This window comes from uncultured Campylobacter sp., assembly GCF_937981295.1.
In the GTDB taxonomy this organism is placed as follows: domain Bacteria; phylum Campylobacterota; class Campylobacteria; order Campylobacterales; family Campylobacteraceae; genus Campylobacter_B.
On the sequence record NZ_CALJPC010000077.1, the window covers coordinates 26,418 to 46,193 of the forward strand.

The following is a 19,776-nucleotide window of genomic DNA, read 5'->3' on the forward strand; positions in this document are numbered from 1 at the left end:
TAAAACTCCAAGGCGGAATTCTACGGCAAATTTTACCTCGTTGAATTGCGCGTTTGGAATTTAACTTCCGCCGCAAAATTTCACGCTTAGAATTTTATATAAAATCTCACGCAACGAAGCTTGGACAAAATTTAGCTCGAAATTTCAAGCTTTAAAATTTAATGCTACAACCTCTGCACGAAATTCTATACACAAAAATTTTACTGGCGCCATAAAATTTCGCGGCAAAATCGCAGCGAAATTTTAACGCAGAATTTCGAGCTATAAAATTCAGCGTGAAATTTTACCCGCTAAATTTACGGGCAAAATTCTATGACGGATTGCATATCTGAATTTTGCGAGCATTATAAAATTTGCAGCGAAATTAGGCGTGAAATTCCAAACTATTAAATTCCACGTTGAATTTCAATCTGCAAAATTTACGAGAAATTCCACGCGAAATTTGACGCCGCACCCGCCAAAGCCCTAATTCGAGCAGGCGCTCTTGCCGTCCATCACCGGCTGGATCGCGGAGTTGTCCGCCAGATCCTCGCGATCGATCTTTTCGATCTTTTCCCACAGCTTGCGCGCGGCATCTTCGTAGCGCTTCGCACTTAAAGAATCGGGCGCGTAGAAGCTTACCGGCTTGCCGCTGTCGCCGCCCTCTCGGATAGCGATCTCGATCGGGATCTCGCCGATTACTTCGGTGTTGTATCGCTGCGCCAGCTTTTGCGCGCCGCCGCGACCGAAGATATCGTACTCCTTGCCGTTATCCGGGCAGATGAAGCCGCTCATATTCTCGATAAGGCCTGCGATCGGGATGTGGAGCTTTTCGAACATATCAAGCCCGCGCGCGCTGTCGTCCAGCGCGACCGTCTGCGGCGTCGTGACGCACACGCCCGCCGTCACCGGCACGCTCTGAGCGAGCGTAAGCTGCGCGTCGCCCGTACCCGGAGGCATATCCAAAAACAACACGTCCAGATCGCTCCACGCCACGTCTTTTAGCAGCTGCTCGATCGCCTTCATTATCATCGAGCCGCGCCAGATGAGGCTCGCGCCCTCCTCCATCAGCACGCCCATGCTCATCATCTCCACGCCGTGGCTTAAGATCGGCTTTAGCTTCTGCCCCACGACGCTTGCTTGCGTCTTATCCTCGCCCAACATTCGCGGCAGATTCGGCCCGTAGATATCGGCATCCAAAATCCCCACTCTCTTGCCGAGCTTTGCCGTGCTGATGGCTAAATTTAGCGTCGTCGTGCTCTTGCCTACGCCGCCCTTGCCGCTGCTGATCATCACGAAATGCTTGATCTGCGGCGCGATATTTTTGCCGCTGCGAGAGTTGCTCTTTTCCTCGGCAATCTTGGGCTGTTTGATTAAAATTTCCACGTCCGCCCCTAGCGCCTTTTGCGCCGCCGATCTGAGCTCTGCGGCGATCTCAGGCTTGGCGCTCGGGATTTCGATCCCTACGAAAATTCTATCGCCGATCTCGACCTCTTTTACAAATCCAAAATCCACGATGCTTTTAGAAAAGCCCGGATAGATCACGCTTTTAAGCAAATTTAAGACTTCGTCTTTACTCATTCTTTCTCCTTATTTTCGGTTAAATTTCTACTGATTTTATATGCGCAAAATTTCGGCCCGCACATCGAGCAAAACTCCGCGCCCTTGTAAATTTCATCACCCAGGCTCTCGTCGTGCAGCTCGCGCGCATGATCTGGATCGAAGCTAAGCTCAAACTGCCTGTTCCAATCAAAACCATACCTCGCGTCGCTCATCGCGTGATCGCGCTCTATCGCGCCCGCTTTGCCTAGCGCGACGTCCGCGGCGTGAGCGGCGATTTTATGCGCGATGATGCCCTCTCTGACGTCGCTTGCATTGGGAAGCCCCAAATGCTCCTTGGGCGTTACGTAGCAGAGCATACTGGCGCCGCAATACGCAGCCATCGTCCCACCGATAGCCGAGCTGATATGATCGTAGCCCGCGCCGATGTCGGTGGGAAGCGGCCCCAGCACGTAAAACGGCGCGTCGCGGCAGATCTTGCGCTCTAGCTGCATATTAAGCTCGATCTCGTTAAACGGAATGTGCCCCGGACCCTCGATCATCACCTGCACGTTTTTTTCATTCGCGCGCAGGGCTAGCTCGCCTAAAATTTCAAGCTCGCTAAGCTGCGCCCTATCGGTCGCATCGTATAAGCAACCGGGGCGCAAGCCGTCGCCCAGAGATAGCGATACGTCGTAAGCGGCGCAGATATTGCAAATTTCATCAAACGCTTCGTAGAAGGGGTTTTGCTTGTGAAATTTCATCATCCACGACGCTATCAGCGAGCCGCCTCTGCTTACGATACCCATCTTGCGACGGGACAGCAGCGGCATAAACTCGAGCTTAAAACCCGCATGGATCGTGAAATAATCCACCCCCTGCCGCGCCTGCTTCTCGATCGTGCTAAGAATAGCGCTCGTTTTTAAATTTTTAATATCGCCCAGCTCATGGATCATCTGATAGATCGGCACCGTGCCTATGGGTACGGGCGAGCGCTCGATTATCGCGGCGCGGATCTCGTCCAAATCGCCGCCCGTGCTTAGATCCATTACCGTATCGGCGCCGTATTTTAAGCAGGCTTCGAGCTTTTCCAGCTCGCCCTCGATATCGCTCGTCGTGCCCGAGGAGCCGATGTTTGCGTTGATCTTGCACCGCAGCGCACGTCCGATGCCGATGGGCTTTAAGCTTTTGTGATTAACGTTTGCGGGGATGATCGCTCTTCCTTGCGCGATCAGATCGCACAAGGCCCGCACGTCCATGCGCTCGCTTTGCGCGACCTCTCTCATCTGCGGCGTCAGCTCGCCTTTTTTTGCAAAATAGATCTGCGTTACGCAGCTTTCGGTCATTTTCGCCTCGCTTACTTAAAAATGCGCGTATAATATAACAAATTTCATTAATCCTTACTTTTCTTTTGCCGTTTATTTTCGTAACGTAGGATGAAATTTTACCGTCGTGCCGCGTAAATTTATGCCTAAGCTTAAGATATTTCAGCGCGCAAGCCGCAATTAATTTTGCTTTCATTTTTAATACGTATAATTTCGTAACAAAATTTCAAGGATAAAATTTGAAAGATATATCGCTGATTTTGCTCGCCGCGGGCGATTCGAGCAGGTTTGAGCTGAGCGTCAAAAAGCAGTGGCTGCGCGTGGGCCAGCTGCCGCTTTGGCAATACGTCGCGCAGAGCATTGCGCGGGCGCACCCATTTAAAAAAATCGTAATCGCCGTAAACGAGGAGGACGTGAGCTATTGCGAGCGCCTCTATGCCTGCAGCCTGGCCTCGGCGCGCGGCGAAAGCGCGAAGTGCGACACGAGCGAGTATAAATTTCAAAGCAAGCAGGACGGGATCGAATGCAGCGCAGACGATCTAAACGACGCAAGCAAGCCGCGGGGCGCGGAAAATTTTAAAGCTCAAGTCGAATGCGACGCAGATGAATGTGGCTCTGCAAATTTAAAATTTCACTTCGCCCCCGGTGGTGCAAATCGCCAAAGCTCGCTAAAAAACGCGCTGCAGCTCGTAGATAGCGAACTCGTGCTCGTAAGCGACGTAGCCCGCGCGCAAATTTCGCCAGGGCTGATCTCCTCGCTGATACGAAATTTAGGCAGCGCGGACTGCATCAGCCCCTATCTTGGCGTAAACGACACGACCTATCTCGGCGAGGACGTAGTTAAGAGGGAGGAGCTACGCCTCATCCAAACGCCGCAGCTTTCGCGCACGGCGCTACTTAAAAAGGCGCTTGAAGGAAGCGAAATTTTTACCGACGACAGCGCGGCAGTCGGCAGCGCAGGCGGACGGTTGGAATTTATAAAAGGCGAAGCGGGCGCGCTTAAGATCACGCGAGTAAGCGATCTGGCGGCGTTAAATTTAAAACCCTGCTCGCGCGATATTTTTTGCGGTACGGGTTACGACGTGCATGCGCTTGAAAAAGGCGCGGGCATCGTGCTCGGCGGCGTGCAGATCCCGTGCGAGTTCGCGCTGATCGCACACAGCGACGGCGACGTAGCGATCCACGCCCTAATCGACGCTATTTGCGGTGCGGCGATGCTGGGCGATATCGGCGAGCTCTTCCCAGACAGCGACGCTAAATTTAAAGGCGCGGATAGCAAGGAGCTGTTACGAAATGTAATGCGGCGCGTCAGAGGCTACGGCTATGAACTCGTAAACGCCGATATTACGATCATCGCGCAGCGCCCGAAGATCGGTGCTTACAAAGCGCAGATGCAGGAGGTTTTAAGCGAAATTTTAAACTGCGCCCGCGTCAATGTCAAAGCGACCACGACCGAAGGGCTGGGATTTGCGGGCAGAAGCGAGGGCATCGCCGCGCAGGCTGCGGTAAATTTAAAATTTTACGACTGGCAAAAGCACGCAGCAAAGGCGCAGGACGTATGAAAATTTTAATCATCGAGAGCGAAAGCTATCTTGCTCAAAGCATCGCAAACAAGCTCGGCGCGCTGGGGCATGAATGCACTAACGCGGCGAGTTTGGCGACCGCGGCGGGCCTTGCGGAGGAGTTTGAGGCGGTGCTGCTCTCTACGAGCTGGAGCGGCGCGAGCTTTTATCCGCTGATCGAGAAATTTAGGCGCTCGATTATAATTTTGATGGTCGCCTACGTCGATAGCGAAACGGTGCTAAACCCAGTAAAAGCGGGCGCGACGGATTATATCCAAAAGCCATTTATGATAGAGGAGCTCATCAAAAAGATCGAGCACTACGCGCAGTTTCGCTCGCTAAAATCGCAAAACGAAGCCTACGAAGCACTGCTTAAAGAAGCCTCCCTTTCGTGCGAAATACCGCATACGCGTTTGGCGCAGATAAAATTCCCGCTTCTTTTACGCGGCGATGCGGCAGCGCGAGCTGCGGCGGTATTTAAGATCGCACTCGCGCTAAAATCGCGCCTTAAAATTCTATCCGCGCAAAGCCCTGAGCCGCTAGAACGCGGCGCGGAGATTTTTTACGCACCAGATTTTGATAGCCTAAGCGGCGCACAGAAGGAAAAATTTCTAAGCAAAACCAAATCCATGCGTATAATCGCCGGATCCATCGGCGCGCAAAAGGGCTTTAACGACGAAATTACGCTTGGCAGCAGCAAAGAACGCAGTGAAATTTTAAGCATCGAAGAATACGTAAAGCTCACGATCGTAGCGCACCAAGACGAGTATTTCGACTCCGATCTGGCGGCGGCACTTGGGATTTCGCGAAAATCGCTTTGGGAGAAAAGGAAAAAATATGGCATCGCAAGAAAAAAATAGCCGCGCGCGCTCGACATGGATCGCAGACGGGACAGAAATTTCACGCGATACCGGCAATTTAAACGAAATAAAACCGCTTGAAAGCGAAGGAATTTTAAGCGGCACAAAACCTCTAAACATCGCAAAAGCTTCGAGCGACGCGGCGCTAAATTTAAAGGCAAAGCAAAATTTAAAAGCATCGCAGAACTCAAAAGCAAGACAAAATTCAAAAGCAAAGCGCAATTTAAAAACGATGCGAAATTTAAAAATGTCAAAGGCGAGCAATGCCAGAAAAGATGAGGCGCAAACTAAAGGCTCGGCAAGGAATTTAAAAGCAGAGCAAGCCGAAAGCGAGAGCAAAGGCGCAAATAATAGCGCAACGCAAATCCGCAAGATAGAGATCTCGCGCTCCGACCTAAACGTCCTGAGCCTGCTCGCAAACGGCGCTTTCGGCAAGAACTGCGAGCTACTGCGCCCAAGTAAGCTAAGCGTATGCGGTATAAATTTCGTTTTTTCCTGCGCGGACGCAAAAAAAGGCGATATTTTGGAGCTTTATCTTAGCAAGGACGGCATAGCCGAATGCGCCAAAAATTCGCTTAGCGGCGAAAGTGGCGCGTATTTGCTAGCCAAAGGATCACGCAACTTGCAGGAAGAGGTTTCTGCCGCGGCGCAAAACGAGCAGAGCTTTGCGAAAAGCGGCACGGATTTCGCGCGCACTGCAAGTACGCAAAGCGCTATAAACGCCACAAGCGAGGGCTTAGACCATATAGAAAGTCTTGCTGCGTGCTATGATCAAACTTTTACTTGCAGCGCAGATACAAAATCTGCGAAAAACGCCACTTTGGATTTGGCGAAAAGCTCTAGTGAAAATTCTGCGGTAAATTCCGCGCGGAGCATTGCCGAAAATTCTGCGATAAATCGCGTTTGTAGCGCAGATGCAAAATCCGTAGCAAATTCGGCGGGAAATTTTATCTCAAATTCCACCGAAAATTTCATCAAAAATCCCGCTGCAAATCCCGCCTATTGCGAGCTTGTCGCGCGCATAGACGTTAGCGACGTTTATGCCCCAAGCGCAAGCGAAGTCGCAGGCTCAATATTTCAAAACGCGTACGCAGAGCAAACTGCGGTGCAGGGGTGCATCACGCTGCTAAAAAATGAGCTTGCAGAGCAAATCGCGCGCATAAAAAAAGTCGCAAGCTCGCTTGCCGCGCCTAAAATTTCAGCGTTTTTTACCTGCGCCGATCCGATCCACCGCGTGCATGAGCGGCTGATTAGGCATATGATCGATAAGGCGGATTTCGTGGTGATTTTTTTAACCGGCACGAGCAGCGCGGATGCCCTGCCCTACGAGCTACGCAAAAAAACGCTAAGCTATTTGCTGCAAAATTTTTTGGTCGCGCAACGCGCCATGATGATCGATCTGGGCTCGCTTGCGATTTTTGACGACAAGCCCGCCCTGCAGTGCGCGATCGCAAAAAATTTAGGTATAAACAAAATAATTTTTGGGCAAAATCACGCAAATATAGAGCTGTTTTTCGAAGGAGGTGGCGTGCATTCGGTGCTAGACGAGTATCAAAAGCGCGGCGAAATCGAGATTTTGCTGATGCCCGAATACGTCTATTGCGAGAAGTGCAAGGTGCTAGTAAGCACCAAAAACTGCCCTCACGGCGCTCATCATCACGTGCATTACCGTACGCAAAATCTCAAGGCACTGCTGCGCGCGGGGATCTTGCCGCCCGCGATTTTTATGCGTAAAGAGATCTCGGCGATGATTTTAAGCGAGCTTTTCCCCGCGCGATTTTCGGATCTGCAAAAGCTCTACGACGAGCTTTTTCCAAACAGCGGGATCTTACAGAGCCACGGCGAGAGCGAGTTTTACGAGCAGCTGATGCAACTGTATCAAACCAGCGCGCTAAAGACGTAGCTCTCGAGGGTGCAACGCAAAAATGACGTGGAATTTGCGGCATCTAGGCGAGAGTAAAATTTCGTGGTGTTAGAATTTACGGCGGCTAGACGTAAAGTAAAATTTCATAGTGCGGAAAGAAAGGACTGTGCGGAATTTTATAGCATAAAGAGCGGCAGATGCAGAATTTGGCGTAAAATTTTGTGGTGCGACGAAGCTAAATTTTTAGAGCATTAGCAGCGGTACGATAAAACGAGCTTTAAATTTTAAAGTCTTGGCTTCGTAGCAAATTTATAACGGCGCAGTAAATTTTGCGGCGAAGCGGATTTAAAATTTTAAGGCGTGATGGATGTATAAATTAGAAGTGCGGCGGATCTAAATTTTAAGCTTGCGACAAGCGAGCTTAAAATTTTAAAATTAGGCGGTCGCTGCGAGTTACAGCGCAAAACTCGGATGCAGCGCAACGACTGCTCGCCCACGCAAAATGCCGTGCGTTTGCGGACGGGTTTGAAAACTCCACGCAGGCGAGCAAAATTTTAAAATTTTTACGCAAATGAGTAGAAATTTAAAATTCCTACATTAGCGAGCGAGTAGAACTGATTTCGTGTAGGCGGGCGAAATTTAAATTCTATATGCACGAACAAAATTTAAAATTTCCTCGCACGCGCGAACGAAATTTAAAATTTCTGTGCGTGAGCGAATGCTCTAATTAAAATAAGCGGTAAAATTTTAAAAAGTAAAATTTAAAAGGAAAATTATGGATAAAATTTTCGTTACATTTTTCGGCGCGGGGCTACTAAAGCCCGCACCGGGCACCTGGGGCAGCATCGCAGGCTGGATAGTGGGGCTGGTGGTCTTGATGCTCGCGGGCGAGGTGACGCTGTTTTTGTGCGCCGGTCTCGTCTTTTTCGTCTCGCTTAAGATCGTAAGCGATTACGAAAGGCGGGTAGGCGCGCACGATAACAGCGAGATCGTCATCGACGAAGTCGTGGGGGTCTGGATTGCGATGTGCGCCGCCGCGCCCGTAGGCGAAATCTTTTCGCTGCCGCTGCGGGAGCTGATCGCGGGCTTTGAGAGCAGCAGGATATCGATCGTCGCGATGATTTTAGCGCTGCTGTTTTTCAGGGCGTTTGACATCCGCAAGCCATCGATCATCGGGCGCGTGGATCGCGACGTACCAGGCGGGCTCGGCGTGATGCTGGATGACGTGCTGGCGGGCTTTTTCGCGGGGCTTGGGGTTTTGATAGTTATCTCTTTAGGGGTCAAGTTCGGCGCCGCGGGATTGATTTTTTAAGCTTTTTGGATGTGCTCATGGCAAACACAGCGCGATTACGAGCACTATCAAGCACCGAAATTTTAAAAACCGTATCCTGAGCGCGGCTTATGAAATTAGTGCAAATTTTAACTTCTGAGGCGTGAGCCCGCTTGAAATTTAAAATTTAAGCGGTATTTATTCGCGACTCGCGTAACCTGCAGAATTCTAAGACATAAAAATTTAATTGCGCTGCAAGAATCAAAATTATGCCGCCTGAAATTTCGTGCGGCTAAATTTAAAACAAAGCGGCAGGCGCAGCTCGCGCGTAAAATTTTAAAATTTATCGCTAATCGCAGACAGTCTAGCAGGGCGTGCTATTAAATTTTTAGCAATACTTATTACTCAAGTTTGCGACGTTGCCGCAAAATGCAGGTATCGACGCAAAAAATTTAAAGGAACGAAAAATGCAAAAGAGCGCGATTGAGATACGCGGTATTCCCGCCGCCGTTTGGGGAAACCGCTCGAAAAAGGTTTATATCTACGCTCACGGGCAGGACGGCAGTAAGGAGGATGCAGAGCTTTTGGCTTCCGTCGTTTGCAAGCAAGGCTGGCAGGTTATTAGCTTTGACCTGCCCGGGCACGGACAGAGGCGGCACGAGCCCGCTTCTTGCAATCCGCGGCGCGCTATTTTGGAATTTCGCGAAATTTTATCGTATACAAAGAAGCGCTGGGACGAGGTCGCGCTATTTGCCGTTAGCCTAGGGGCATGGCTCGGTCTGCAAAGCTTCCGAGACGAAAGGCTTAGCAACTGTCTCTTCGTCTCGCCGATACTTGATATGAAATACGTTATTTCAAATATTATGCGTAGGGCCGGCATCAGCCGGGAGCGATTGAAGCAAGAGCGGATGATTTTGACTCATGTCGGGCAACCGCTTTTTTGGGAATATTGGAGTTTTGTTTTGAATAATCCGATCACCAAATGGGAAACGCCTAGCCAGATTCTATACGCAGAAAACGACGATATGATGCCTTTGAAGATCGTCAAAAATTTTGCGCAACAATTTAGCTGCACCTTAAGCGTTATGAAAAACAGCGAGCATTGGTTTCATACGCCGCAGCAGCTAGATTATTTACGCAGATGGATCAAATCGGCGGTTGAGAATCGGCGATAAAATTCTATGAGAGATTTTAAAACTCACGCCCAAGCCCGTGCTGATAAAATTCCGCGCGTCTTCGGGGTGCGAATTTCATAAATTTAAGATAATCTTAATATTTTGCTTTAATACGCTTGTTTTATAAGGCGCTTTTGCAGATCCAGCCACAGCTCTCATCGCTGTCACGCGAGGGGCATAGCTTCAAAGCACCCATCTCATAAATTTAACCGCAATGGCATAAATCACGACCGATATAAATTAAAAACTAAAATATGATTAGAATTTAACCGATAGGCTGTCAATACAAATGCAAAAATGCCGATTTTAAAGCTAAATTTTAAAAAATGTCTATAAAGATGAATTCTTGAGATCTTAGCATGCTTTTGGCACGAGGTGCGAGCCAATGACAGCTTATCGCACTTCACTAGCACTATCGCGCTTTTGCTGCACGGACGCTTTACGAATCCATAGCAGTCGCGCGATTAAATTTTAAAAATTATTTGCCTATTCTAAAGCCATTTAGCTTCATATAAGTCGTATCTTTATGAAATGCTTCGCATCGCTCCCTGTTGCGATTGATATTCGAGGTCTCGAAAAAATATCCATCACTATCTTGACGCAAGGTGATCGTCGCGCAAAAGATCATATCGTTTTTGAGTTTCGGTCCTACTCCGTAATCAAAGGATTGATTTAAAGTGACGGTTTTTTCTAGATCGCTATCACTAAACTGCCTGGAGCCCGTCATACTTTTAAGCATTCTAAATCCACCTTGATTGAGGTAATCTCTTTGTATATCCTTAAATACACCTTCAAGCTCGACTGCGTAAGCTTTTACTAAAACCTCATCCTTAGCACCGCTTAATTTTGGATATATTATTTTTACTATCACGAAGATTATAATAGCTAAAAATATTATCCCACTTACGCCGCCGCCTACTGCCGCACCTTTTCTCATTTTCATCATTTTACTCCTTCGTCAATGTCCTTTACCAAGGCATCTATTTTTTTATTAAGCATGAAATTTTCATAGCTTTTTTGGATATAGGCTTCAAGTAGTTCGCCCGCATCCAGATGATCGCTGCCGCGAGTTAAAATCCGCCAATCCCTACCGAAGACCTTCGCAAAGTCATCATCCAGGCTTATCGCGTATTTTTTCGTCAAAGACTTACTCGTCAGCTGAACGGAAATTTCTTTCATTTCTCGCCTAAATTATCGCCTGCCAAAATATCGTCGATCTGCTTGCTTAGATCCTCATCGCTCATCTTGCGATACGCCAGATCGTTTTCAAGCGTGCCAAGCTGCATTCCCAAAGCCTCGTTTTGCGCCTTGACCGTAGCTAGTTCGGTACGTAGCTTTTCGTTTTCGTCTCTAGCCTCGGTGTATCGTCTAATCAGCTCAGCTACTTTATTGCTTAAGCCCTCGACCTTTTTTTCTTCGTCAAAGATTGATTCCATTATTTCGCCTTTTCTGATATAATTTAAATAAAAATATTACCCAATTTTGGCTTTAAAAAAGGAAAAATTTTGCAAAATTTTAAAATCGAGAGCAAATTCTCCCCGAGCGAGGATCAAGAAAAAGCGATCGAAGGCATCGTCACGGGCTTTCAAAGCGGCAACAAATACCAAACTCTTCTCGGAGTTACCGGCTCGGGTAAAACATTTACCATGGCAAATATTATTAAGAGGCTTGGAATTCCAGCACTCGTAATGACGCATAATAAATCCCTCGCGGCGCAGCTTTATAGCGAATTTAAGGGCTTTTTCCCGCAAAATCACGTCGAGTACTTCATCAGCTACTACGATTATTATCAGCCCGAGGCCTACATCCCCAGGCAGGATCTTTTCATCGAAAAGGACAGCGACGTAAACCAAGAGCTCGAGCGCTTGCGGCTAAGCGCCACGGCGAGTTTGCTGAGCTTCGACGATGTCATCACCGTGGCGTCAGTTTCGGCAAACTACGGCCTGGGCGATCCCGCCGAATACAAAGGCATGGTGCTGTTTTTTGAGATTGGATCAAAATTTAGCACTAAATTTTTACTTCGCAAGCTCGTCGATATGGGCTACAAACGCAACGACGATTTTTTTGATCGCGGGAATTTTCGCGTAAACGGCGACGTAATCGACATCTACCCTGCATATTTTAACGACGAGGCGTTTAGGATCGAGTTTTTCGGCGACGAGATAGAGGCGATGTATCATCTAGACGTGCTGGAAAACAAAAAGACGCAAAGCGTCAAAAAATTTATTCTCTACCCGACGAGCCAGTTCATCGTGGGCGAGCAGCGCCTAAAATCGACGATCAAAGGGATCGAGGAGGAGCTTGAACAGAGGCTGAAATTTTTCGAGGACGCGGGCAAGCTCGTCGAGGCGCAGCGGCTGAAAGGGCGAGTGGAATTTGACCTTGAGATGCTGGGCGCTACGGGGATGTGCAAGGGGATCGAAAACTACGCGCGCTACCTGACCGGTCAAAAGCCGGGCGAGACGCCCTATTCGCTCTTTGATTACTACGAGAGTAAGGGCAAGGACTACCTCGTCATCGTCGATGAAAGCCACGTGAGCCTGCCGCAGTTTCGCGGTATGTTCGCAGGAGATCGCAGCCGTAAAGAAACGCTCGTGCAGTACGGCTTCCGCCTGCCTAGCGCACTTGATAACCGCCCGCTGATGTTTGATGAGTTTATCAATAAAAAAGCTAAATTTCTATTCGTCTCCGCAACGCCCAATGATTACGAGCTTGGTCTTAGCCACGGGGCCGTATATGAGCAGATATTGCGCCCGACGGGACTACTCGATCCGCAGATTATTTTAAAAGACAGCGACAACCAGGTCGAAATTTTACACGATATGGCAAAGGATGTCATCGCGCGCGGCGAGCGGATCTTAGTAACCGTACTAACCAAAAAGATGGCGGAGGAGCTGAGCAAATACTATCTGGAGCTTGGGCTTAAGGTCAAATATATGCACTCGGACATCGATGCGATCGAGCGCAACGAGCTCATCCGCGGCCTGCGCAGCGGCGAATACGATATGCTAATCGGTATAAATCTGCTCCGCGAGGGGCTCGATCTGCCCGAAGTAAGCCTTATCGCGATCATGGATGCCGATAAGGAGGGCTTTTTGCGCTCTCGCACCAGCCTCATTCAGACGATGGGGCGAGCCGCGCGAAACGTGAACGGGCAGGTCGTGATGTTTTGCAAAAAGATCACCGCCTCGATGCAAGAGGCGATCGACATCACCCAAAAGCGCCGTAAATTTCAAGATGAATACAATCGCGCTCACGGCATAACGCCGCATTCTGCGAGCCGCAATATCGAAGAGAGCCTAAAGATCGAGGACGGCACCGAAATTTTAAGAAAGGGCGCCAATTTAGAGAAGATGCCCGCTGCCGAGCGCGCCAAGATCGTAAAGGAGCTTCGCAAGCAGATGCTCGACGCCGCGGCCGCGCTGGAGTTTGAAAAGGCCGCTGCACTGCGCGATGAGATCGCGAAGCTTAGGAAGTTGTAAATCGCAAGGCTTAAAAGCGCCGTGAAATTTGCGCGTTAAATTCCACTTGGCAGAGCGTAAAATTTGCACGCGTAACACAGAGCGAAATTTGCGCGCCGAATGCTGTCAGACAGAGCATTAAATTTGCGCGATCTACGCGTTAAATGCTGCGAGAGCAGTTTTAAAATTTGCTCGTTAAATTTAAGATGATTTACGCACGAAATTTACACATTGATTTTCTCGCCAAATTTACACTCCGCCCCCCCTACCGAGCCGGATGCCCAATCCGTAAATCTACGCGCCGAGCTTTTGCTCTCGCTAGCTTTCTTATCCGCAAATTTATACAAGAAATTTGCGCGCCGAGCTTTTTGTTTCAGCCCGCTTTTGATCCGCAATTTGCGAGCCTGATTTGCGGCAGTCGCACTACCCCACTCTATACCGCCGCGCGCCTTTACGCTTTTTTTGCATCTCTCCGCACCCATCTTCGACTTTTTCCCGCGCGCGCCCCGCGTTTAAATTCTGTCGCTTCGCTCGCTCAATCCGTAGCGGCTACGAGCGGACATGCACTCAGACGCCGAGTTTGCACGTACTTTTTACTCGCCGTTGTGCGCGGATACTTTCAAAATTTTACGTAGAATTCCAAGCCTACCCGCACCTACATTCGTGCCGCAGTAATAAACGCTCACTTTGAGGATACGAACGAAGTATTTACGTGACACGGCGCGGAAAATGAAATTTAGACGCCGCCTTGTCAAAGCGTATCTTAGCCGCTGCAGTGCGCCGCAAAATTTCAAAACGACAACGAGCCGCGATTAAATTTATCCGCGGGAGCGCGCCATAATGCGCCGATTTGCGCGCTGCGTAAATTTTAAAATTGCCTCTAAATTTAAAATTTTATCCGCTGTTAATACTCTCTGCTAAGCTCTAAATTTTCCACGCGCAGCGGTCTTTCGCCCTCAAAAATCACCCCGATGCCGAAAGGCTCGCAAATATCAAGCGCGCCCTCGGCAAACCTCAGTAGCCACTGCGTATCGCACGCGTAAAACGTGCATTGCGGCAGCCCGAACGGCAGATCGCAAACGGGCACGTCAAGTAGCCTAAGCTCATCCTCGCCCAAACAATACTCGCGTCTAAGCTCGTCTCGCAGGAAGACAAGAGCGTCTTTTACATACCGATCGATGTCTCGGGCGATGCGCTGCGCGAGCAAGACCCCTCATCGTCCACATCCGCCGTATCCGCAGACACGAGGCAAAACGGCACCTCGCCGAAGCTTTCGCTTTTTAACCCCAGCTCCGCATACCAAATAAAGCCCTCGTCCGTCGCGACTTTTTCAAGCTCGCCAAATTCCCAAGCCATTTTTTGCATTTTATTTCCGCCTCATATTTTCGCGTCGTCTTTTAAAATTTTGACGCTACGCCTGTTTTTGCGCGCTGTATTTAATCCGCGCCGAAATAGAATTTCGCCGCTTTATTAAGCGGACGAGCAATGATAACGAAACAGGTTGCTTTTAAATTTTAAAATTTTAATGCAAGCCGCTTTAAAATTTCAAAAGACCCGCCGCTGTCCGCCGCAAGCGGCGATAAAATTTTAACGCCTCGTCTTGCGACGAAATTTTAAAATTTTAGCTCGCCGCGGGGATCGCGCGCCGTAGAGGCAACGCGTCGTAAAATTTCACGCCGAAATTTCACGTCCGTAGCGCAAAATTCAGAGCTACTTCAGCCGCGACGCCGTAAAATTTACCCGCTAAATTTTATAAATTTTACGCACTTTTAATCCGCAAATTTAATACGCCTTTACGAGCCGTAAATTTTTTAGGTATATGACGCCGTCAAAAACGCCGCCTCCATTCGGCGCAGGCCAAGAAATGGCAATTCTTTTCGGCTCCTCGTCGTATTTGGGCTCGCAATAATTCTTTGAGCAGTCTATTTTAAATACCTCTTTATCGTTGCTATCGAAATCCGTCTGAGTAGAATTTTTAGGAATTTCCAGCGTGTGGATTATACGATACGGCTCGCCCTCTTTTGTGCGGGCGGACGTTATTTTTATTAGCGTGTCTCCGCTGCCGTCCGAAGTCCTATAAACCCCGTCTTGCCCCAAGCCTGCCAGCTCGAATTTTTTCTCCTTGCTATAAAATGCCGAGATTATGGAGCAGCCGCTAAAAAGCAAGGCCGCCGCAAATAACGCAAACGCTCTCATTTTCCCTCCTTAAACGTGTTAAATTTAGTTTTTAAAACTATGAATAGGAGCCGGTATCTGGCCGCCGCGAGCGATGAAGTCGGCGGACGAGTTTTTATTTACACTCATCACCGGCGCACTGCCGAGTAACCCGCCAAATTCCAGCGTGTCGCCCTCTTTGCCTTTTGGGATGATACGCACGGCGGTCGTTTTTTGATTTATGACGCCGATCGCGGCCTCGTCGGCTATGATCGCGGCGATCGTCTGCTCGGGCGTATCCTGCGGGATCGCGATCATATCGAGCCCCACTGAGCAGATCGCGGTCATCGCTTCGAGCTTTTCCAAATTTAACGAGCCTGCGCGCACTGCAGCGATCATACCCTCGTCTTCGGAGACGGGGATAAACGCGCCGCTAAGCCCGCCTACTTGGTTGCACGCCATTACTCCGCCCTTTTTTACCGCGTCGTTTAGCAGCGCGAGCGCAGCCGTCGTGCCGTGCGTGCCGACGCGCTGCAGCCCCATCTCCTCAAGCACGCGCGCTACCGAATCGCCCACCGCCGGGGTTGGAGCTAGCGAGAGATCGACGATACCGAATTTCACGCCTAGCCGCTCGGACGCCATTTGACCGACGAGCTGTCCGATGCGCGTGATCTTAAACGCAGTCTTTTTCACGGTCTCGGCGACCACGTCAAAGCTCGCCCCGCGCACCTTCTCAAGCGCGCGCTTAACGACGCCGGGGCCGCTGACGCCCACGTTTATGACGACCTCAGCCTCACCCACGCCGTGAAATGCGCCCGCCATAAATGGATTATCCTCGACGGCGTTGGCAAACACGACTAGCTTTGCAGCACCAAGACCCGAAAGCCGCGCCGTCTCTTTTATCACGCGCCCCATGTCGGCGACCGCACTCATATTTATGCCCGTCTTGGTCGAGCCGATATTTACCGACGAGCAGACCTTCTGCGTCGCGGCTAGCGCGGCGGGGATGGAGTCGATTAAAATTTTATCGCCCTTTGCGTAGCCCTTTTGTACGAGCGCCGAAAAGCCGCCGATAAAGTCGATACCGACCTTTTGCGCCGCCTCGTCCATCGCCCTAGCAAGCGGCACGTAGTCAGTAGCGTTCGTCGCTGCGCCGATGATGGCGATAGGCGTTACGCAGACGCGCTTATTTACGATCGGGATGCCGAGCTCTGCCGAAATTTCATTGCCGACCTTTACTAGATCGCGCGCCTTATCGGTGATTTTTGCGTAAATTTTCTCCGCGGCTTTGTCGATATCGGGATCGATGCAGTCAAGCAGGCTGATGCCCATCGTGATCGTGCGGATGTCGAAATTTTGCTCCTCGATCATCGCGATCGTTTCGGTTACGTTTTTGATGTCCATTTGTGCGCCTTAGATGTTGTGCATGGCGTCAAATATCGCCGAGCTTTGGATGTTGATTTTAACTTTTAGCTTTTCGCCAAGCTCGTTTAGCTCCTCGCGTAGAGCCGTAAAGTCCTGCTTTTCGTCGCTGGAAACCACCGCCATCATCGTAAAAAACTCGTCCAAAACCGTCTGGCTGATGTCGTCTATGTTTAGCCCAAGCTGCGCGAGCTTAGCCGAAACGCCCGCCACAATGCCAACCTTGTCTTTGCCGATCACCGTTACGATCGCTTTCATTCTTACTCCTTTTTAAAATTTAGCGTTTTTGAGCGCGGAAGCCCTTTAAAACGACTAAGCCTTGCCGCCGTTTGAAATTATCAGCGCAAACACGATTGCGACCAAAGCGTAAAATATTACCGCGAGCCATATCGCCCATCTATTCACGCCGCCGCCCTTTCTTAGGGCTTCGTCGTCCTGTTTATCCAGCAATGAAACAAAACTATCGCAAACGTAATATTTCGCCATAGTCCCGCTACTGACGCTAATCGCCATTCCTATACTTCTATCATATTCATCCAAAAACGGAATAAAGCAAGAAATTACCACAACGGCAAATAGGGCTGCGGCAATTTTATACTCCTTGCGGTACAGAAAAAAGAACAGCGTACCGAAAAAGGCCCACCAGCTCCACGTGCTTACGTAAGTTAGTTCGCGCTGCTTGCCCGCGGCGAAAAATTTCTCGCAGGCGCGTGCGTAAATTTCAACCTTGCTAGGAGTTTGCAAGAAAATTTCCAGCTTCTGTCGAAGCAACTTGCCGTCAGATAAAATTTCTCTAGCATAATCCGTCATCTCACTCTCCTTAGCGATAAATCCCCACGGCGGCGCGAACCTTTTGCATCAATGAAGCAGCCGTCGCAGCCGCTCTTTGCGCGCCCTGTCTTAGCATCTCATCCAAAATTTCGCGGTGGCTTTGATAGTATTCGAATTTATCTCGCGCGTCTTTAAAGTAGCCAAGCACGAGCTCGTTCAGATACGCCTTAAAATGCCCATGCCCCTCGCCTCCGCGCTCGTAGCGAGCCCGCAGCTCCGCCTGCTCCGCTTCGCTTAAAAACAGCTTCGCGATATTATAGACATTACACCCCCGCCACTGCTTAGGCGCCTCTAGCGGCTCGGAGGTCGTTACGATACTTGAAATTTGCTTCTTTAGCGTTGCGGCATCTGCAAAAATATCGATCGTATTGCCATAGCTCTTGCTCATCTTGGCGCCGTCCGTGCCCGGCACGATCGCCACTTCATCATTTACGCGCGCTTGCGGAATAGTTAAAATTTCGCCGTGGGCGTTGTTAAATTTAAGCGCGATGTCGCGGGCGATCTCGACGTGCTGGATCTGATCTTTGCCCACGGGTACGACCTCTGCGCTGTATAGCAGGATGTCCGCCGCCATCAGCACGGGGTAGCTAAATAGATCATGCTTGCTCTCAAAGCCCTTGGCGATCTTGTCTTTGTATGCATGCGCTCGCTCGAGCAGCCCCATCGGCGTATATCCGCTTAAAATCCAGTAAAGCTCCAGCACCTCTTTCACGTCGCTTTGCACCCAAAACACCGTCTTTTTCGGATCGATCCCGAGAGACAAAAACGCCGCGGCGGCCTCGTAGGTGGAATTTTTAAGCTTTGCGCCGTCGCTTACGGACGTGAGCGCATGGTAGTTTGCGATAAACATAAACATCTGCTCTCCCGCGTTTTGCGCATCCACCATCTGCTTGATGCTCGCGAAGTAGTTGCCCAAATGCAGCTTGCCGCTGGGCTGAAGACCCGTTAAAATTCTCATCGTTGCTCCTTTAAATCAAAATCAGATCGCCGTCCACAAAACCCACGGCAACGTGCTTGCACTTAAAAATTTTAGCGCTAGGCATCTGCTCTCGCAGCTCGCGCAGAGCCTGCACGAGCATTTTTAAAACCTGTCGCCACGAAAGCTCATTTAAAAATTCAAGCTGCAAGCGTGAATATTCGGGATAAAACTCATCCTCGTCCTCGCACGCCCAGTCGTCGTCATCCGCATCGTAACTGCTCGATCCTGCTAGCTGCAGCGCGTAAGGCTCGTAAAGATCGAAGTGCCACGCGATCACCCGCTTTGGAATTTCCTCGCGCTCTAAGCCCTCCAGTAGCTCACGCAGCTTTTGCTTTAGCGCCTCTTTCTTTTCAAGCTTATCGCTTTTGCTCTCTTTGCCGCGCGGCTCGGAATTTTTGCCGCCGCCGGAGCGCTTTTGTTTAGACATCTTTTTCCCCTTTAAATTTAGCCCGTCGCAGGCGGAGCAAATTTCTTTTACGATCTTTTTTACGCTTTTATTTTCGACGTCGATTACGATGTCGGCCTTTTTTTCATACGCCCCGTCTCTTTGAGCGTGCAGCGCCGCGGCCTTTTGCAGATCCGCTAACAGCGGGCGCTTGGCAAATTTTTTCTCCGCGTTTTCGCTATTTTTTAAGCGATTAATGATCCCCTCAAAGCTTGATTTCAGATACACGACGGTGCCGATTTTATTTAAATTTTTCACGGCGTAAAAGCCGCCGCCGGTGGAGATCACGGCGCAGCGGACAGACTTTTCTAAAAATTTTGCAAGACCCTCTTCCATCTTTCTAAAGCTCTGCTCGCCCTGCTCTTTAAAAATTTGCCCGATCTTTTTATTGGCGTAGCTTTCGATCATATCGTCGCAATCAAGCGCAAACATCCCGCTTTGCGCAGCCAGAGCCCGCGCTACCGTGCCCTTGCCGACCCCCATAAAGCCGATGAGCACGATGTTACCGCTCTTCATCGCTCTCACCTTTTTTGCGCGGTAGCAGCACTAGCGGACTTCCCGAAAGAGCGAAGCTCGCGCGCAGCCTGTTCATCAAATAGCGCTTGTAGCTAAAATGTAGCGCTTGCGGGCGGTTCATTACAAGAGCGATCTTCGGCGGCGCAAAGCCGATCTGCGCGGCGTAGTAAATTTTAACCGATTTGCCCCGCTCGCGAGGTATCGGATGCGCCTTTATCGCGGCTTCTACCGCCTCATTGATCCTTGCGGTGCCGAGCTTGCGCGTGAAATTTGAATAAACCTCCAAAATGAGCGGGTAAATTTTATGGATCCGCTTCCTGTCCGTCGCGCTGACGCTGATGATCGGCGCGTAGGAAAGAAATTTAAACCTATCGCGCAGATCGCGGCAAAACTC

19 protein-coding genes and 2 pseudogenes are annotated in these 19,776 nt (G+C 49.8%); 6 read left to right on the plus strand and 15 right to left on the minus strand.

Annotated elements, in window-relative coordinates; all coding sequences use genetic code 11:
• Positions 1-465 precede the first annotated feature (465 nt).
• The gene (locus Q0135_RS07165; protein WP_297989482.1) at positions 466-1,560 is read right to left on the minus strand and encodes an Mrp/NBP35 family ATP-binding protein; all 1,095 of its coding nucleotides are present in this window, start codon (positions 1,558-1,560) and stop codon (positions 466-468) included.
• Positions 1,557-2,864 carry a phosphomethylpyrimidine synthase ThiC gene (thiC, locus tag Q0135_RS07170; RefSeq protein ID WP_297989483.1) on the minus strand — a complete coding sequence of 436 codons (1,308 nt, stop codon included), beginning with the start codon at positions 2,862-2,864 and terminating at the stop codon, positions 1,557-1,559. Before thiC ends, Q0135_RS07165 begins: the two co-directional genes overlap by 4 nt.
• A 218-nt stretch (positions 2,865-3,082) precedes the next feature.
• Between thiC and ispF the strand changes: the two genes are divergently transcribed.
• The 5 genes from ispF (at position 3,083) to Q0135_RS07195 (ending at position 9,574) form a co-directional block, all read left to right on the plus strand.
• A complete protein-coding gene (ispF, locus tag Q0135_RS07175) occupies positions 3,083-4,405 on the plus strand; it encodes a 2-C-methyl-D-erythritol 2,4-cyclodiphosphate synthase (protein ID WP_297989484.1) in 1,323 nt (440 codons plus the stop codon).
• Positions 4,402-5,265, plus strand: a complete 864-nt coding sequence (locus Q0135_RS07180) for a response regulator (RefSeq protein WP_297989485.1) — start codon at positions 4,402-4,404, stop codon at positions 5,263-5,265. Before ispF ends, Q0135_RS07180 begins: the two co-directional genes overlap by 4 nt.
• Positions 5,243-7,168 (plus strand): hypothetical protein, encoded by a 1,926-nt coding sequence (locus Q0135_RS07185; RefSeq protein ID WP_297989486.1) that lies wholly within the window; start codon positions 5,243-5,245, stop codon positions 7,166-7,168. The genes Q0135_RS07180 and Q0135_RS07185 overlap by 23 nt, the downstream gene beginning before the upstream one ends.
• Before the next feature lie 736 nt (positions 7,169-7,904).
• A complete protein-coding gene (locus Q0135_RS07190) occupies positions 7,905-8,441 on the plus strand; it encodes a phosphatidylglycerophosphatase A (RefSeq protein WP_297989487.1) in 537 nt (178 codons plus the stop codon).
• Positions 8,442-8,866: 425 nt separating this feature from the next.
• Positions 8,867-9,574 carry an alpha/beta hydrolase gene (locus tag Q0135_RS07195; protein WP_297989488.1) on the plus strand — a complete coding sequence of 236 codons (708 nt, stop codon included), beginning with the start codon at positions 8,867-8,869 and terminating at the stop codon, positions 9,572-9,574.
• Between the two features lie 478 nt (positions 9,575-10,052).
• Here Q0135_RS07195 and Q0135_RS07200 read toward each other — a convergent pair whose 3' ends face one another.
• The 3 genes from Q0135_RS07200 to Q0135_RS07210 are packed head-to-tail and all read right to left on the minus strand — an operon-like array spanning position 10,053 to position 11,010.
• Entirely contained in the window at positions 10,053-10,520 is a 468-nt protein-coding gene (locus Q0135_RS07200; protein ID WP_297922228.1) for a hypothetical protein, read from the minus strand.
• Positions 10,517-10,753, minus strand: coding sequence for a hypothetical protein (locus Q0135_RS07205; protein WP_005871317.1), 237 nt, complete (start codon positions 10,751-10,753; stop codon positions 10,517-10,519). Before Q0135_RS07205 ends, Q0135_RS07200 begins: the two co-directional genes overlap by 4 nt.
• Positions 10,750-11,010: a hypothetical protein gene (locus tag Q0135_RS07210; RefSeq protein WP_005871316.1), complete on the minus strand. Its 261-nt coding sequence runs from the start codon at positions 11,008-11,010 to the stop codon at positions 10,750-10,752. The genes Q0135_RS07205 and Q0135_RS07210 overlap by 4 nt, the downstream gene beginning before the upstream one ends.
• A 69-nt stretch (positions 11,011-11,079) precedes the next feature.
• Here Q0135_RS07210 and uvrB point away from each other — a divergent pair, with 69 nt between their 5' ends.
• The gene (gene uvrB / locus Q0135_RS07215) at positions 11,080-13,056 is read left to right on the plus strand and encodes an excinuclease ABC subunit UvrB (RefSeq protein ID WP_297989490.1); all 1,977 of its coding nucleotides are present in this window, start codon (positions 11,080-11,082) and stop codon (positions 13,054-13,056) included.
• A 203-nt stretch (positions 13,057-13,259) separates the two neighbouring features.
• Here uvrB and Q0135_RS07220 read toward each other — a convergent pair whose 3' ends face one another.
• From Q0135_RS07220 to Q0135_RS07265, 10 genes and pseudogenes are all read right to left on the minus strand, one after another.
• Positions 13,260-13,517, minus strand: a complete 258-nt coding sequence (locus Q0135_RS07220; RefSeq protein WP_297989492.1) for a hypothetical protein — start codon at positions 13,515-13,517, stop codon at positions 13,260-13,262.
• A gap of 422 nt (positions 13,518-13,939) precedes the next feature.
• The gene (locus tag Q0135_RS07225) at positions 13,940-14,242 is read right to left on the minus strand and encodes a hypothetical protein (RefSeq protein ID WP_297989494.1); all 303 of its coding nucleotides are present in this window, start codon (positions 14,240-14,242) and stop codon (positions 13,940-13,942) included.
• A complete protein-coding gene (locus Q0135_RS07230; protein ID WP_297989496.1) occupies positions 14,200-14,400 on the minus strand; it encodes a hypothetical protein in 201 nt (66 codons plus the stop codon). The genes Q0135_RS07225 and Q0135_RS07230 overlap by 43 nt, the downstream gene beginning before the upstream one ends.
• A 417-nt stretch (positions 14,401-14,817) precedes the next feature.
• Positions 14,818-15,231 (minus strand): hypothetical protein, encoded by a 414-nt coding sequence (locus Q0135_RS07235; RefSeq protein WP_297962435.1) that lies wholly within the window; start codon positions 15,229-15,231, stop codon positions 14,818-14,820.
• A 24-nt stretch (positions 15,232-15,255) separates the two neighbouring features.
• A complete protein-coding gene (locus Q0135_RS07240; RefSeq protein WP_297989498.1) occupies positions 15,256-16,593 on the minus strand; it encodes a PFL family protein in 1,338 nt (445 codons plus the stop codon).
• A 9-nt stretch (positions 16,594-16,602) separates the two neighbouring features.
• Entirely contained in the window at positions 16,603-16,869 is a 267-nt protein-coding gene (locus Q0135_RS07245; protein WP_002944456.1) for an ACT domain-containing protein, read from the minus strand.
• 54 nt (positions 16,870-16,923) lie between these two features.
• A complete protein-coding gene (locus Q0135_RS07250) occupies positions 16,924-17,421 on the minus strand; it encodes a DUF2628 domain-containing protein (RefSeq protein ID WP_297989500.1) in 498 nt (165 codons plus the stop codon).
• Between the two features lie 10 nt (positions 17,422-17,431).
• Entirely contained in the window at positions 17,432-18,400 is a 969-nt protein-coding gene (trpS, locus tag Q0135_RS07255; RefSeq protein ID WP_297989502.1) for a tryptophan--tRNA ligase, read from the minus strand.
• A 487-nt stretch (positions 18,401-18,887) separates the two neighbouring features.
• Positions 18,888-19,382: pseudogene (locus Q0135_RS07260) on the minus strand (shikimate kinase); the annotation flags it as partial.
• A pseudogene (locus tag Q0135_RS07265) lies at positions 19,369-19,776 on the minus strand (ribosome biogenesis GTPase Der); the annotation flags it as partial. The pseudogenes Q0135_RS07265 and Q0135_RS07260, both read right to left, overlap by 14 nt.